Here is a 14,398-nt window from a genome sequence, read left to right as displayed (position 1 = left end):
CCTGCCGCGCCCCGTTGCCGAGGCGCGCTCCGGTGATGGTTACGGGGCGTCGAATTCGCCGTGAACGAACGACTCTTCGCGGTACACCGCCAGCGCCAGACGCTCCTCGGCGCGAATGGTGACCATGTTGGTGCGGAAGTTGTCGCCGTCTTCGGTGGAGACCTCGACAGCCGCTTCCTCGCGGTCGAACACCTGGGCAGCAATGTTCATCGCGCCGACCAGGAACTCGCCTTCCGGAACGGCATTGCTGTCCACCACCGGCAGTTTCCAGAGGCGCTGTACGCCGCCTTCCTGCACGTTCACCCAGATGTAGGAGCCGTTGGCGTCCTTGGTGAGCTCGATGTCGGCCCAGTCGACCGGGTTGAGCGCGATGGCCGAGGCGCGGTACTCGGCGACGCGAACCTGCAGGATGGCGCGGCGCAGGGTGTCGATCTTGGTATCGCCGGTTTTGCGCAGGGCGTTGTTGAACGCGGTCGCCTGTGGGATCAGGCCAAGCAGGTTCTGACCAGTGCCGTCGCCCGCCAGGATCTGCTCTTCTTCCTTGTACTTCAGGCCGTAGATGGCGCGGCCGTTGATGTAGCTCTGCAGCAGCGGAATGTCCGACAGCACCTGCTTGGAGGCCTTGAACCAGTGGGCGATGGTGCGAACCGGCGTGGTCTTGAGCTCGAAGGACAGGTCCGACTGGGCCTTCAGTGCGCCCTCGCCGGCCTGAGCGGCGGCCATGTTTTGGAAGCCGCTCTCGCGCACATACTCGATGGCGTTGGACGACGTGCGCCCCGGCATGATCAGGTCACGGATGGTGAACTGGCGTTCCGGCTCAGTGATGATCCCTGGCAGGCGGGTCGGCTGGATGGCAACGCCCACGCCGCCGGTGCCAGTGGTGGCGCTGGTGATGTTGGTCACAGCCTTGCGGCCGATACGCGCGATGCCGCGGCCACGGGTTTGCAGAGCCTTGAACTCTTCGGTTTCGGACAGCTCCTCGCCCACCGACTTCACGTCGACAGGATCGTTTGCCGCGAAGCGGCGGGCCATCTTCTGCTCGATTTCCTGCAGGCGATCTTGCAGGCCCAGGCCATCCTTCACCAGGCCGTCGAGCACGGTCTTGGTCTCTTCCAGGATGGTGCCGTGTTCCTTGATCTCGGCGGCCGCCTTGCTGGCGAAGGCCTTGATCTCCTGATCGCGCTCGTCGAGGAGGTCGTTGACCGCCTTCAGCTGGATCTTGTCGTCGGCGTGCTCCTTGCGCTGGAACTGGCGTTGTTCAGAGCGAGCCTGGTTGCTCATGGCGTTATGCATGATGAATCCTCAAAACGATGGGAGAGAAAGTGCCGGGCGCGACTTCAACGCCTCGACGATTTCGATTGCTGCCAGGTCGCCCTCGGACTCGCTCCGGAGCAGGTGCTGCAGGCCACGGTTGGCAATCACCGCGGACTGAGTTTTCGAGAAGCCTGCCTCGCGCAGGAGCAGCTCAAATTCAGGCATCGAAGGCAGGCCGCCATGGGCCAGCTTCGACTTGATGGTGTCGGTTCGCGCCTCGTCGTTGGCCGGCACGGTGACAATGGAGATCTCGATCAGGTCCAGCTTGGTCAGGGTGCGAATGCGGGTCTTCTCGTCGAAGCTCGATTCGCGGACGTAGTAGCCAATCGACAGGCCGGTGATGGAGCGCGTCTGCATGCCGCGATACGCGATACGTGCATAGGGCGCGTCCTCCAGCCAGAGCTCGCCGGCGCCGAACAGCCCTCGCTCGTCTTCCTTCAAGCTGCTGATGTCCCAGCTGCCGATCGGCTCACCGGTACGGTGCTGCCAGAGCACAGGGAAGGTCCGAGACTTGGCCTTGGCGTCCTCGATAGACTCGAGGAAGGCGCCAGGCGCGACCACCTCGTTGTAGCTGTCGACCACGCCGAACACTGATCCGTAGCCAGAAAAAAGGCCGTCGTCACCGACAGCCTTCACGTCATAGTCGAAAGAGCGGTACTTGACTGCCGCTGCTCGATCCTTGTGTCCCGCCTTAACGCCGGGCCCAGACCACCAGCTGGTGGGTGCGGTTTTCATTCAGATTTACCTCTTGGCTGGTCGTTGAGCCAGTCGAGCAACGCTGCCTTGGCCTGGTTGGCGCCACCGGGGTCTTGGCCCAGCTTGTCGATCGGCAGCATGTTGGATTGCACTGTGAGCTTCGCGGCGTTGCCGCCCTGCGGGGGCAGGTTCTCTTTGCGCCGGCAGTCGTCCCGGGTGTAGATCCCGTTCTGCGTCATCGAGCTGTAGAAAGCTGCCCGCGCCGCGCTGTCCATGCGCAGCAGACCTTCAGGGTTGAACTTCACGTAGAAGCGACGGCGCTCATCAGGGCGCAGCAGGCGCCGGTTGGCGCACATCTCGATGCGCTTGATCCAGGGCAGCAGCGTGAAGGACAGGAAGCCGATCATCTGCTGCTCCATGCCGGTGCCCCAGCTAGTGGAGTTCTGCGTGTGCCCGACCATCCACGGCGGCACCCGGAACCAGCGGCAAATTTCCTCCACGTTGAACGCCCTGGTCTGCAACATCTGGGCGTCTTCGGGCGTCATGGATACCTGCTGGTACTTCATGCCCGCCTCTAGAACCATGGTCTTGCCGTGGTTCGTCGCGCCGGAGAACTGCTTGATCATGTCCTCGCGGATGTCCTTCCGCTGGTCCGGCTTGAGGATCTGGTCAGTGGACAGCACTCCACCCAGCTTCATGCCGTTGGCAAACATCTTGGCTGCCGACTCATCAGCGGCCATGGCCGAGCCCAGCACCTGCCGTCCGTAGGCTAGCGGCGACAGGCCGCAAAGCGGGTCCACCCCGAAGGCTCGAACGTGAACCATCTGATCCTCGGTCAGCGTGTGAGGCTTGCCGAAGTTGTCGGTATAGCGGTACTCGATGGAGCCGTCCGCCAGGCGGCGCGGTGGTGACATGTTCTGCGGCAGCAGGAACTCCAGGCTCGTCAGAGTTCGGCCGCTCAGGTGAGGCTCGCAGAATGCGTTTCCCTGCAGCAGCAGGCTGGCCATGACGTTCTCCCAGAACTCCACCGGGGTCTGGTCAGCGTTTGGCTGCTGACTGATAACGGAGTTGACCGGGTGGGAGCTGGCCACCACCGGCGCGCCGTTCTTGTCCTCGTACAAGGCGATCGGCAGCGTCGCGATGGTTTCGGCGATCAAGCGCACGCATGCCCACACCGTCGAGAGCTGAAGCGCCGTTTGCTGGCTGACCACCTTCCCAGATGCCGAGTCGGTGCCGTAGTAGGTGTTCCAGAACGCGGAGTCGGTGAGGCCGATCTTGCGGCCAGCCCAGCCCGCCAGGCTCGATGCCACTCCCGGCTCGGCCGATTTCACCAGGGCCTGGCCGAGGATTTGCGTGAGTGATTTAGCCACCGATCAACCCCTTGCGAATGAAGCCCGCAGCGACCAGTAGCGAACCGGCAGCGGCCAGCAGCGCGTAACCCAGGCCGGCCAGCACGTATACGCCAGCAACGCCCAGCAGCAAGCCGCCGGCGGCAAGCACCAGAAAGATGATCAGGCCAGTTTTCATAGGTTGTTCCGTTAGCCAACCACGATCGGGCTGGCAAGAAAGTCATCGAAGTGGCCGGAGTCGTCGATGCCGAGCTTGATGGCCACGGCGCAGCCGGTGATCAAGCTCACCATGCCGTCGATCTTGTTCTCCGGGCGTTCCTTGTTGGGGTAGATGTTGTCCTTCACGTCCAGCTTCGCCACGACGTTCGAAGCCATCCAGGTCAGTACGGGGCAATCGCCGTGGGCCAGCTTTCGCTGCAGGACCAGAGCTTCTACCTCTTTCATGGGCTCGCTCAGGTTTTGCACCGTCTGGCGCAGCTCAACCATCGGCAGTCCCTCGGCATCCATCTCCTGGGCAAGCTGCGTGGCCTGCCATGGGTCGTAGGCATAGGCTCGAATGTCGAACCGGCCGGCAAACTCGCGCATGTCCTCCTTGATGACTTCGAAGTCGGTGACCTCGCCGTCGGTCAGGGTCAGCAACCCGAGTGCATCGAACTCGCGGTACCGCGCGGTGTTGCTGTCCAGTTCCTCAAGCACACGCGCCTCTGGCAGGTAGTACCTGGCATGGATGTGCCAGTACGGATCGTCGCCATGAGGCGGGAAGATCAGCAGGTTCGCCGCGATGTCGATCTTGCTAGCCAGGTCGAGGCTGCCGTAGCACGGGCGCCCCTCCAGGTCCGCAAGACTCTTCCTGGCCGGAGCCTCTTTCCAGCGCAGCATGTTGAGCCAGGCATTCTTGGCGCCAACCCACTCGTTCAGGTGCTTCGTGCGGAAGGTGGCCTGTTTTGTTGCCGACTGCATCGCGTCACGCTGGCGGGCCAGCAGGAAGTCCTCGCCGACCGAAATCCCGAAGTTCGGATTCGCCTTGCGCAGCGCCAGTTCGCTGGTCCAGTCGTCGCCCTGGTCGATGGTGTATAGCGCGGGCCAGAGATCCGGACGCTCAATGACGCCTTCCAGCATCCGCTCCGAGTCGCGGATCAACTGGTGGCAGGGGCCGCCGATGCTTGAGCCTGCGGTGGTGATCACCAGCATGATGGGCTGCTCGCGAGCGCCCATGCCTGTTTCCATGGTGTCGTATAGCGTCGAATCTTGGTGTTCGTGGTATTCGTCCACCACCGAGCACGACGGCGACGAACCATCCCCAGGTTTGCCAATGACTGGTTCGAAGCGCGAGCCGTCGGCGAGGACAACCATGTTGGAGGCATTCACGTCGACGCCGTAGTGCTCCCGCAGATCATCAGTCCGCTCGACCATCAGTTTCGCCGGCCTAAACACCTCCCACGCCTGCTTCTCGGTAGTAGCGCCCGAGTAGACCTCGGCGCCGAACTCTCCGTCGGCAACGAACATGTACAGGCCGACGCCACCACCGATGATGGACTTGCCGTTCTTCCTGGGAACGAACACCAGGATCGTGCGGTAACGCCGGGTGCCATCCTTCTTGCGGACCCAGCCGAACGGTACGCATACCGAGAAAAGCTGCCAGGGCTCCAGCTTTATCAACTGCTTCTTGCCACCCCATTTGCCCTTGGTGTGCGGCAGCAGCTGAAGGAACTTGGCGACCTTTTCCGCCTTGGCCGGATCGAATTTGTACGGGAAGTCCTTTCGCTTGGACGCGGCCAGGTCGTCGAGGTGACGCTGGGCCAGCAGCATGATCCATTTGCAAACGAGGATTTTCCCAGCGACGACATCCTTGGCGTACTTCTCAGCCGCCTTCATCAGCGGGAATTTCGTCTTTGCCATCACAGCTCCGCGAATGCATTGCCCTTCGGCTTTTCTGACTTACCCCCTCCGACTTTGGATCGGTCGGCCGGCGTCATGCCGAACTTGCCGAGCATGGTTTCCAGCCGCACCAGTTTGGCGGCGGGGAAATCGAGGGGGGCGTTGCGGAACTGAGCCAGCAGGTTGGCGGCCAGTTCCAGGCTGAGTCGGTCGGAGTTGGTGAGCACGTCCCGGGGGGCGTACTTCGCGATCTCCTTCCAGGCGTGGAGCACTGCTCCGTTGATGTGAGCCGGCGGTGCGGTCAGCTCACCCACCGGTTCAGCATCCTCGCGGCGTCGCTGTGGGTCTTTCTTGAACGCACCGGTCAGCTCAAGCACGTTGGTCGGCTTGCGCGGTCGGGCCATTTTGAAAACCTGAATTTTGCGGAAGTGGAAAAAAAGCTGAGGGCGCGGTGTCCGAGCGGAAAGGCCTGAACTTTTGACCCTCCCCCTCCCCGCCAACGATATTTCGTCTCATTTGAGCCGTTTTCGATCATTTTTTGATCGTTTTCGACTCCCGCTGCGTCTTCGCCTTGTGGCAGTCGCGGTTGATCGCCCGAAGGTTGTCGTCATCGTCGGTACCGCCGTGGGCCAGGGCCACGATGTGGTCAACCTCGTGCGCCTCACGGATGCGACCAAGCTGGACGCAGTCATCGCACCGGCAGAGGTACTGGTCTCGCTTCAGGATTCGTTCACGCTTGCGGCGCCAGGGGCGACCACCACGGCCCGACCCCTTACGGGTCGCCCAGGCCTTGGCCTGCTCAGCAGCCAGTTCTGCATGGCCATCGCAGTAGCCGTTGGCATTGCGGTGCAGAGCACGACAGCCCTGGGCCCGGCACGGCCGCTGAGGTCTCAACGGCATGGCGCGCCACTCAGGTAGGTCTGCGGTGGCGCATCAGGATCGGCACCGCCTTCATCCGCCAGGGCTTCGATCAGTGCTAGGTTCTGGCTTGCGATCGTCTCCAGCAGGCCGGCCTGCTTCTGCTGCTGCTCCAGAATCTGCTGGAGCAAAGAGATTACTTGCTCGTTCACGGGCCACCTTCATCCATTTATTGATCCATTCGCGCCGTGCGGCGCATCCACTGCAGCTCATCAGCCTTGGGCCTTACGCGACAGGAACAGGTCGGAGTAGCCGCGCAGCTTCTCCACTCCCATGAAGCCGACCATCCCGCCGGCGAAGGTGGCCATGCCCTGTGGCAGGCCCATCCATTCAAGTAGCGGCACCAGGGCCAGGGTGATGAGGCCGCACAGGGCGCCCTCCAAGAACATCTGTCGACGGGTGCCGCCGCCATACACCACCCGGAGGACGGCGATCGCAACGGACAAGCCGGCGGCACCAAGCTGGGGCTGATGGGCAATCACCCAGGTGAGCACAGCGGCCCACAGGCCAGGATCCTTCTCGGGCATGTTTGGCATCTCGGTTCCTCCCTTTTGGGGAGCGCAATAGGTTCGGCCCCAACAGCACTCCCAGCTCGGAGCGATGGGCGTGGTGGAGCCGAAAACGCAAAAGCCCCGGCGAATGCCGAGGCTCTTGAAGGAGGCTGCTGGTGATGGCGAGTTTGCTCTCGCGCACCTACCGCAAAGTAACATGAAAGATACGGGCGAGGACCGGGGATGTCAAGCGGCCTCGCGACGAATATCCAGCGCACCATCGACCCAGGCCACGCCGGCCTTCCACAGCTGCCGAGTCTTCTCCTCGCCGAAGCCAAGCTTCTTGCCCACATCCCGGAGCGCGGTGTCGCGGGAACTGTAGTACTTGATGATGACCTGGCCGCATTCGGGGTAGCGCTTGTTCAGGCGCCCGACCAGCCCATCGATGAACAGGGCATCGTCGTCGGTGATCATCGGATCGAGAATGGTGTTATCCCGCGATGCGCAGCACGACACGCCTGATCCCAGCACCACCCAGCGGCCCCAGTGCTCCAGCAGGTACTCGGCCGTTTTCTCTAAGTTGCTCATGTCCTTCCCCCTCAATCCCCGGTGTGGTTGGTGCCGCCGGCGCCGCGCCGGTTGCTTCCCTGATATGTCGCCTCAGGCCCGGATGCCTGAGGGTTCTTCAACTGCTCGATCTGCCGGAGCGCTGCCCGAAGCCTCATGCTGAGCTGGGTCACCAGTTCATCCAGGGCCAGAGCCTCGCCGGTCGCGGCCGCCACAAAGCCCGAGGCATGGCAGTGGTCGCATGGCAGTTCGTGAAACAAGCCCTTGGTGACCGCTCTCCCACGGCACAAAGGGCACTCGTCCAGCTCGATCACGGCCTTCTTGAAGGCTGGGCCGTGGCTTTTCCTCATGCAGGCACCTTGAACAAGTGACAAATCTCCTCAGCGTGAAGCTTCGGCGCCTCGTCGCCGCGCAGTGGGCGCAGGTGCTGCGGGTCACAGCCGGCCAAGTTGCTGATCACCTTGCCGCCCTCGGCGTTACGCACCAGGTCTTCGCCGGTGACGATCCAAAGGCCAGGGGCATCCGCGTCGAAGTAACCGTCCTGGCGGAACACGGAGCCGAACGGCGAAACGAACTCCACCAGCTCCACCGAACGACCGATGTTCTCGGTGACGCTGAAGGCTCCGGTGATCAGGGCGAGGTCGCCCGGCTTAAGGTTCTGGGTCATTTCAAATCCTCGCTTATGGTGGATACCGGAAGTCCGTCGAAACCCGCGCGCTCTGCGGTCTTCGAGAGAATCCATGAATCCATTGATCTATCACCGGTCAAGCCGTGAACCGACTCGAAACCCTTCTGGTCAAGGTGTGCGTGCCACTTCTCCAGTGCTTCGCGCTTGCGGGCCATGACGTCGGACTGGATGTACACCTTCACGTTGTGGCCCATGGCATGGTTGATCAGCAGCTCACCCACCAGGTGGTCAACGCCCAGATCCGCCCAGCCGGTGCGGGCCAGCTTGCGCAGGTCGTGACTGGTCCACTCGCCCTGGCCCATGACGGTGAACACGGCAGATGCCTTGGCCTCGCTCATGGGCTTGCCATTGCGGCCCGGGAACACGAACTCGCCCTCGTAGCCCTCTTTGATCTGGATCTCGCGATAGGCCATCAGCAGGAAGCGCACCTGGTCGGTCAGTGGCAGACGGTGCTGTACACCGGTTTTGGTGTGCTCGGCAGGAATGAACCACTCCCGTTCGGCCAGGCTGATATGGCTCCAGCGGGCCATGCGGGTTTCGCCCAACCGGGTTCCGTGGCACAGCATCATCAGGGCCAGCAGGCCATGCTGCGGGTTGTGGGTCAGGGTGCTCTTCATGCGCGCCATCAGGTCTTCAAGGTGCACACCACGGAGCCGAGACGGCTTGACCGTAACCTTGGCCTTGGAGAAGTCGCCGAAGCGGATGCCGGCCATGGGGTTGGAGCTGATCAGGCCCAGCTTGAAAGCCTGGCGGAAGGCCAGGGCCAGCAGCTGGAAAACCAACCGCACATAGTCGATCGACAGCAACTCTTGCAGTGGCCACATCAGCTCGCGGTCGAGCAGTGCCTTGTCGACCTGGGCCAGCGGGATCTGGCCGAGGCGCGGCACCAGGTGCTGCTTGATCGCCGATGCAGCCGTGCTCTTGCGCTTGGCCGACAGGTTGCGGTCGCGGGACATGCGCTCAGCGAACCAGGCCAGCAACTCGCCGGTCAGCACCCAGCTGGACAGGCTAGACCCCTCGCCCGCTTCCAGGCGCAGGCGGATATCCGGCAGCGCCGCGGCCACCCTGGCAGCGCTCAGCTCAGGGTATGAGCCGATCAGGTTCCACTTGCCCTTGTGAATCAGGTACCAAGACCCGCGCTCTCGGGAACGGTGAAACCGGAAGTACAGACCGTGGTTGCCCAGGGCGCGCAGGTCACGCACCTGGCCGGCGGCCTGCCGGCGAATTTCTGCATCGCTGATTTTCACAGCGGCGGTATTGGTCATGCTGCGACCTCCGTTTTGGGTAGGGCCATGTACGCCCTGAGGCACTCCATGGCGTCGAAATGCCCCCGGCACACAACGGCCAGGTAGCCTTGCTCGTTCAGGCGGCCAATGCAGGCCAGCTGCTCTAGCGACACCGGCGCAGGCTTCACCGTGGCCTTGAATTCAATGAACAGCCCGAAGTACCCGCCGCGCGCCATGGTCAGCTGCAGGTCAGGGATGCCGGCCTTGGTACCTTGAGCCTTGAGCCGGCCAGCCTCGGCCTTGCTCCGGAGCCCACCGTTCGGGGTGTGATGCAGGTGCGCGAACACATCGGGATAGCGCAGTTCGATCTCTTTCATCAGCGCGGCCTGCTCCTGCCCCTCGCGATCAACGCGTTTGGCTCTAGGCTTTTTGGGCTGCACCGGCTTCATGATCGCGGGCTTCACTGCGCTGCCTTCCCAAGCTGGCCCTGGATCTTTGCGAGGCCTTCAGGCGAGACGAACGCCCGGCCTCCGAGCATGATCATCGTGTCGCAGTGGACTTCCTTCGCACGCTGGCGGTAACGAAGGGCCGGAGCGTTCTTCCAGTGGCACCACTTCCGCTCTGTCTGCCAGCGAACGGTCTTCGCCTTGGGCAGGCACTCGCTGACATAGATCGGGATACCGCTGAACATCATGGCTGGACTGGTCATGCGGCCACCTTCCCTTCGCTCACGAGGATGTCGAGCGTTCGCACCACGCCTTCCAGGTGCATGAGCCGCAGCTCTTCGTGACTGAACGTGGTTTTACTGCGCGAATCGACGGCGTCATGACAGGCGCTGCAAGACCAGGCGCCTTGCAGGTCGTTCGGCTTGATGCCCACGCCGCAGGTGCCCGCCAGGCGGTAGTGCGCCAAGACCGTGGTCTCGGGATTGCCGTTGCACACTCCAGGAATGCGCACCTGGCACTCCCGGCCGCGCGCGGCTTTGGTCAATTTGGTCTGCCGCATCTTCACAGATCCTCCTTGCCACGCTGCGACTCCCAGGTGAACGGCAGAACGATCACCCCACCCTCGCGGAGTCGATCGGCAGAGCGCTCACCCATCGCCGCGGGCAGTTCCTTGACGCCCAAGTTGGAGATCACGATGGTGGGCAGCATCTTCTCGTAGCGGCCGTTGATGATCGAAAACAGGCGGCTCAGCTCGAATTCGCTTGGGGTCTCTTTGCTCGCCCCAACCTCATCCAGCACCAGAAGCGTGGGCTTGATCAGACCATCGAGAATGCTGCCCTCGGATTGGCCGGAACTCCCGTCGAACGTCGCACGGATGGACTGCAGGATGCCGCCAAGGGTGCGGTACACCGCCGTGTGGCCGGTTGAAGCCATGACTGCCTGGGCAATGGATACACCGAGGTGGGTTTTACCAGTGCCGGGGTTGCCAACCAGGATCATGCAACGCCCAGCCTCCAGGTTCTGCTCGAACTCTTCGGCGTACAGATGGCATCGGGCCTTGGCCTTGATCTGACCGGGGTTGTTGGCCTGGTAGGCCGCGAAGGTTTTGTCCTTGAACCGCTTCGGGATCAAAGCGTCACCAAGTTTCCAGGCCAGCTCATGACGCTGACGCTCGACCGCCAGCGCAGTTTCTTTCTGCGTTTGCAGCCGCTTGCACTCCGGGCATGGCGAACGAAACGTGCGGCTCAGGACATGGGTAACGGTGGCCAGATATTCACCGTGGTCTTCGCACATGGCCATCGAAGTGGTTTGCGGCGTAGCCATGCTGGACAAATGAACAACCTTCTCAGAACGCATAGGAACCATCCTCCCGAGGGATCAAGCCGTCGGTGTAATCGCGGCCAGCGAAGCCGTGGTGGTTAGATTTGGCAGGGGGAGCCTTGCGGCGGTTGTCGTTCACGCGGTTGATCACCCAATCGGCCTTGAATCCCTGCCAGCCGGCGGATAGGGCCTCGGTGATAGCGGTAACCGCCGTGATCCCGGCCTCGGCGCACTTGGCCAACTCTTCGTTCACGGTCGCCCAGACTGTTTCGGAAACAGCGGCGCGCTTGGCTTTGCGCAGAGCAAGCCAGTCGACCAGGAGTTGCTTGGGGACCTGATGCGGGTTGTCGGCCATCAGCTGGGTGAGGCCGAATGGCGTCTTGCGATCAGGTTTCGCCTCCGGCTCGGGATCTGACTCGACCAACCCTCTGGGGGGGCATGTAATATCTTCCGAAGGAAGATTTACATAGGGGGTTTCTTTCTTAGAATAAAGAAGGGACTCGTCGGTTTTGGTCTGTTTCGACTCTTCGCCGATTCGGACCACTTTAGCCGAGTCGGCTGTTTTGGTCTGATTCGGATCGATGACATAGACCCAGTCTTTCGGGTCATTCACACCGATGTCGCCACGGGCACCGCCCTCGCGGAACAGTACGCGCCGACGCAACAGGCTGGAAATGGCCTTCGACACGGTGTCAGGGTGAGCGTGAATCGCCTTCGCGATGTCGGTAGCCGGGATGCGCTGGGCGCCCGCACCGAAGTTGATGGTGGCCTTGGCCACGTACAGCACAATCTTCATCTCCCGAGCAGGGAGATCGATAGCCAGCAGGCCATCCATGAGCTGGTTGTCCATCCGGGTGAACCCCCTGGACTTGTCAAGTGGGACGATGTTTGTCATGCTTAAACCCGTTATGAAGCTGTAGAGAAAGCCGCCCTGCCAGGCGGTTTTTTTTCGTCTGCGATTTGGGTACTGGATGAATTCGCAGGTGTTTTGGTCATCTACTGGCGCAATGCCAGACCGCTGATAATTCACTCACTTGCAAAGAGTCTGTATCTCAGGCCGCTCGGTTCTCGGCCTCGACTTCCTGCTCGCGCTGCTCCAGTAGTTTTTCGATCGCCTTGCCCAGCTCGTACCGAACTGCGGCGCCGTTCGAAGCGCGAGAAATAGTGGGTTGAGTAGTGCGGCAACGCTTGGCCACGTCCGCCTGCGACAGCCCAAGCTGGAACAAACGGCTCAACATCTCTTGAACTGTCATGGGAATTTCCTATGAGTTTCTGCATGAGTGATCATACGAACAAGCATAGATCTATGCAATAGAATTACCTACATACGTCTACGCATATTGGGAATGGTTATGAGCGTTGCCGACCGGCTTCGGACCAAAATGAAAGAGCTGAACCTCAGCGAAAGCGAGCTAAGCAGGCAGTCCAAGGTTCCTCAGCCCACGATCAACCGAATCCTTTCGGGCGAAAGCTCAAGCCCGCGCCGCGGGACGATCGAGGGGCTTGGGAAAGCCCTCAGCGTGTCCCCTGATTGGCTGATGTTCGGCACCAACACCCCTGACGAGTCCAACATCACTGCTGCACTGCAACCCAATAGATCGTTTGCCTATCCAGAGATCAGCTGGGTGCAGGCTGGAAACGCAAGAGAGGCTGGTGAAGTGGGCAATATTTCCGCGTGCCCTAGGCATACGTCCGACGTGTGGGCGGGCGAGGATGCATTTTGGTTGCGGGTGGTTGGCAGCTCTATGACCAGCGCCAGCGGGCATTCCTTTCCGGAGGGCTTCTTGATCCTTGTGGCTCCTGACATTGAGCCCCGACCAGGTCAATTCGTGGTAGCCCGTATGATTGACACCAATGAAGCCACGTTCAAACAGCTAGTCAGGGATGCGGGGGAGCTCTTCCTCAAACCTCTGAATCCCGCCTATCCCATGAAGCCGATTGATGACGCCTGGGAAATCGTAGGAACGGTGGTCGACGGCAAAATGCCTAAGTCGATATTCATGGTCTGACCTCTCGCTGGCTTCAAAGCACGCCCGCCTATGCGGGCTTTTTTGTGCCTTGCATAAATTTATGCGGAATCGTATTGACTGGAATTATGAGGATTCGTATAGTTCATCCATCGAAACGCATAGCGCTCGATGAAACACCGCTCTTTAACAACCAGCAGATGAGCCACCAGGCGCCGAGTGAATCCGGCCGTTGAGCCCTGGTGGACAGTACGCAACACAGCAAGCTTCCTCGCTCGACATGTCGGCCCGCAGGTTTGCTGAGCAACACCGATTTCACTGGCTGGCCTTGGCGACAGGGCCAGACGGGAAATCAACCCCACGGAGCAACACCCCATGCTTGGAAAACTGTTCGGCAAGAAAGGTCGTGAAGCCCGCGCTGCGATGCAGGTGGTTCAGAACCGCGACCTGATGCAGGCGATCGTCTACGGCGCCTTCTACGTCGCAGCCGCCGACGGCGAGATCGGCGAGGACGAGATCAAGAAGACCGAGAAGCTGATCGCCAACACGCCTCAGCTCAAAGGCTTCGGGCCGGAGCTGTCCAACACCATGGACCGCGCCGAGAAGGACTTCCACGACGGCGGCCATCGCATCCTGCGCATGAACGCCGAGAAGGAACTGAAGGACCTGGCCCACTCGCCCGAGGAAGCGGCCATCGTTATCAACGTCATGCTGACCATCGCCGAAGCCTCGGGCGACATCGACGACAAGGAAATGGCCGTCCTTGAGAAGTCGGCGAAGCTGATGGGCCTCAGCCTGAAGGACTATCTGTGATCCGAATCGGATCGTTCGCGATCATGACCGTCGCCGTTGCGTGGCTGGTCATGCGCGGAATCGACTATGGGACCTGCGCCTGGTACGGCCATCAGACCGAGCGCGACACCCGCTACGCCGCATTCGTCGGCTGCATGGTAAAGACCAGCAGCGGATGGGTGCCCCGCAATGAACTGCGCACCCAGCAGTAGCACCGCGTCAGCCTGACGAAAACTGCCCGATCTACCTGGTTCCCCATCACCAGGCTGCATCGGTCGTGGCGCTCGCCCTCCCTTGATCCGGGAGGTTCACGGCAGCGAGTGTCACGACCAATGCAGCCCACCGAGGACACTTCATGGAAACGATCACTTGCGGCTCATGGATTGGCCAGCTCGGTAAGGCACTGGCTCCCCGTGAGCTCGAAGCACTGTTGTGGGTGGCTCAAGGCCTCACCACCAAAGAAATCGCCCGCCAAATGGCGGTCAGCCCAGGCACCGTTGCCAACCGCATCGAGAATGCCCTTTTCAAGCTGGAAGCCGGCCGCCGCATAGAGGCGGTCACCAAGGCCATGCGCCAACAGATCATCAGCCCGCTCTGCATCATGCTCGCCAGCCTCATCGCCATGCATGCAGTGATCGACGACGGCGACCCGATGCGGCGCGACCGCCGCGCCCCTGAGCGCCGCACCGCCCAAGTTCGAATCGTTCGCAAGGCCGAGGCCTTCGAATACCAAGCCTGACCCTACC

23 protein-coding genes are annotated in these 14,398 nt (G+C 61.6%); 4 read left to right on the top strand and 19 right to left on the bottom strand.

Features of this window, described 5'->3' with window-relative positions:
* Positions 1-39: 39 nt before the first annotated feature.
* The 19 genes from ACTORR_RS26010 to ACTORR_RS25920 all read right to left on the bottom strand — a co-directional run bounded on the left by ACTORR_RS26010 (position 40) and on the right by ACTORR_RS25920 (position 12,146).
* Entirely contained in the window at positions 40-1,293 is a 1,254-nt protein-coding gene (locus ACTORR_RS26010) for a phage major capsid protein (protein ID WP_033738946.1), read from the bottom strand.
* A gap of 9 nt (positions 1,294-1,302) precedes the next feature.
* On the bottom strand, positions 1,303-2,049 hold the full coding sequence (locus tag ACTORR_RS26005) for an HK97 family phage prohead protease (protein ID WP_441344054.1): 747 nt from the start codon (positions 2,047-2,049) through the stop codon (positions 1,303-1,305).
* Entirely contained in the window at positions 2,046-3,380 is a 1,335-nt protein-coding gene (locus ACTORR_RS26000; RefSeq protein ID WP_441344053.1) for a phage portal protein, read from the bottom strand. Before ACTORR_RS26000 ends, ACTORR_RS26005 begins: the two co-directional genes overlap by 4 nt.
* The gene (locus ACTORR_RS25995) at positions 3,373-3,537 is read right to left on the bottom strand and encodes a hypothetical protein (RefSeq protein WP_010952648.1); all 165 of its coding nucleotides are present in this window, start codon (positions 3,535-3,537) and stop codon (positions 3,373-3,375) included. The genes ACTORR_RS26000 and ACTORR_RS25995 overlap by 8 nt, the downstream gene beginning before the upstream one ends.
* An 11-nt stretch (positions 3,538-3,548) precedes the next feature.
* A complete protein-coding gene (locus tag ACTORR_RS25990) occupies positions 3,549-5,258 on the bottom strand; it encodes a terminase large subunit (RefSeq protein WP_441344052.1) in 1,710 nt (569 codons plus the stop codon).
* Positions 5,258-5,641 (bottom strand): hypothetical protein, encoded by a 384-nt coding sequence (locus tag ACTORR_RS25985; protein WP_441344051.1) that lies wholly within the window; start codon positions 5,639-5,641, stop codon positions 5,258-5,260. The genes ACTORR_RS25990 and ACTORR_RS25985 overlap by 1 nt, the downstream gene beginning before the upstream one ends.
* Before the next feature lie 127 nt (positions 5,642-5,768).
* Entirely contained in the window at positions 5,769-6,137 is a 369-nt protein-coding gene (locus ACTORR_RS25980; RefSeq protein WP_441344050.1) for an HNH endonuclease, read from the bottom strand.
* Positions 6,128-6,307 (bottom strand): hypothetical protein, encoded by a 180-nt coding sequence (locus ACTORR_RS25975; protein ID WP_441344049.1) that lies wholly within the window; start codon positions 6,305-6,307, stop codon positions 6,128-6,130. Before ACTORR_RS25975 ends, ACTORR_RS25980 begins: the two co-directional genes overlap by 10 nt.
* A gap of 60 nt (positions 6,308-6,367) precedes the next feature.
* Positions 6,368-6,691, bottom strand: coding sequence for a phage holin, lambda family (locus tag ACTORR_RS25970; RefSeq protein ID WP_174142188.1), 324 nt, complete (start codon positions 6,689-6,691; stop codon positions 6,368-6,370).
* Between the two features lie 201 nt (positions 6,692-6,892).
* Positions 6,893-7,234, bottom strand: coding sequence for an antiterminator Q family protein (locus ACTORR_RS25965; protein ID WP_441344048.1), 342 nt, complete (start codon positions 7,232-7,234; stop codon positions 6,893-6,895).
* An 11-nt stretch (positions 7,235-7,245) separates the two neighbouring features.
* Entirely contained in the window at positions 7,246-7,563 is a 318-nt protein-coding gene (locus ACTORR_RS25960; protein WP_441344047.1) for a hypothetical protein, read from the bottom strand.
* Positions 7,560-7,880, bottom strand: coding sequence for a hypothetical protein (locus ACTORR_RS25955; protein WP_441344046.1), 321 nt, complete (start codon positions 7,878-7,880; stop codon positions 7,560-7,562). Before ACTORR_RS25955 ends, ACTORR_RS25960 begins: the two co-directional genes overlap by 4 nt.
* A complete protein-coding gene (locus tag ACTORR_RS25950; RefSeq protein ID WP_441344045.1) occupies positions 7,877-9,166 on the bottom strand; it encodes a tyrosine-type recombinase/integrase in 1,290 nt (429 codons plus the stop codon). Before ACTORR_RS25950 ends, ACTORR_RS25955 begins: the two co-directional genes overlap by 4 nt.
* Complete coding sequence (locus ACTORR_RS25945; protein ID WP_441344044.1) at positions 9,163-9,591, bottom strand: VRR-NUC domain-containing protein; 429 nt, start codon at positions 9,589-9,591, stop codon at positions 9,163-9,165. Before ACTORR_RS25945 ends, ACTORR_RS25950 begins: the two co-directional genes overlap by 4 nt.
* Positions 9,588-9,836, bottom strand: coding sequence for a hypothetical protein (locus ACTORR_RS25940; protein ID WP_441344043.1), 249 nt, complete (start codon positions 9,834-9,836; stop codon positions 9,588-9,590). The genes ACTORR_RS25945 and ACTORR_RS25940 overlap by 4 nt, the downstream gene beginning before the upstream one ends.
* The gene (locus ACTORR_RS25935; protein WP_241799499.1) at positions 9,833-10,132 is read right to left on the bottom strand and encodes a DUF1364 domain-containing protein; all 300 of its coding nucleotides are present in this window, start codon (positions 10,130-10,132) and stop codon (positions 9,833-9,835) included. Before ACTORR_RS25935 ends, ACTORR_RS25940 begins: the two co-directional genes overlap by 4 nt.
* A gap of 2 nt (positions 10,133-10,134) precedes the next feature.
* Positions 10,135-10,929 carry an ATP-binding protein gene (locus ACTORR_RS25930; protein WP_441344042.1) on the bottom strand — a complete coding sequence of 265 codons (795 nt, stop codon included), beginning with the start codon at positions 10,927-10,929 and terminating at the stop codon, positions 10,135-10,137.
* Positions 10,919-11,743, bottom strand: coding sequence for a replication protein (locus ACTORR_RS25925; RefSeq protein ID WP_441344041.1), 825 nt, complete (start codon positions 11,741-11,743; stop codon positions 10,919-10,921). Before ACTORR_RS25925 ends, ACTORR_RS25930 begins: the two co-directional genes overlap by 11 nt.
* Before the next feature lie 202 nt (positions 11,744-11,945).
* Positions 11,946-12,146 (bottom strand): helix-turn-helix domain-containing protein, encoded by a 201-nt coding sequence (locus ACTORR_RS25920; RefSeq protein ID WP_441344040.1) that lies wholly within the window; start codon positions 12,144-12,146, stop codon positions 11,946-11,948.
* A 99-nt stretch (positions 12,147-12,245) separates the two neighbouring features.
* On the opposite strand from ACTORR_RS25920, the gene ACTORR_RS25915 reads away from it, so the two are divergent.
* The 4 genes from ACTORR_RS25915 (at position 12,246) to ACTORR_RS25900 (ending at position 14,391) form a co-directional block, all read left to right on the top strand.
* Complete coding sequence (locus ACTORR_RS25915; RefSeq protein WP_441344039.1) at positions 12,246-12,902, top strand: LexA family protein; 657 nt, start codon at positions 12,246-12,248, stop codon at positions 12,900-12,902.
* Positions 12,903-13,235: 333 nt separating this feature from the next.
* Positions 13,236-13,673, top strand: coding sequence for a tellurite resistance TerB family protein (locus ACTORR_RS25910; RefSeq protein WP_103469392.1), 438 nt, complete (start codon positions 13,236-13,238; stop codon positions 13,671-13,673).
* Positions 13,670-13,864 carry a hypothetical protein gene (locus tag ACTORR_RS25905; protein WP_441344038.1) on the top strand — a complete coding sequence of 65 codons (195 nt, stop codon included), beginning with the start codon at positions 13,670-13,672 and terminating at the stop codon, positions 13,862-13,864. The genes ACTORR_RS25910 and ACTORR_RS25905 overlap by 4 nt, the downstream gene beginning before the upstream one ends.
* A 143-nt stretch (positions 13,865-14,007) precedes the next feature.
* Positions 14,008-14,391, top strand: a complete 384-nt coding sequence (locus ACTORR_RS25900; RefSeq protein ID WP_441344037.1) for a response regulator transcription factor — start codon at positions 14,008-14,010, stop codon at positions 14,389-14,391.
* Positions 14,392-14,398 lie beyond the last annotated feature (7 nt).

It is taken from the genome of Pseudomonas sp. SAR267 (assembly GCF_052077595.1).
Taxonomy (GTDB): domain Bacteria; phylum Pseudomonadota; class Gammaproteobacteria; order Pseudomonadales; family Pseudomonadaceae; genus Aquipseudomonas; species Aquipseudomonas vlassakiae.
This window is presented reverse-complemented; position numbering and strand designations above follow the sequence as displayed.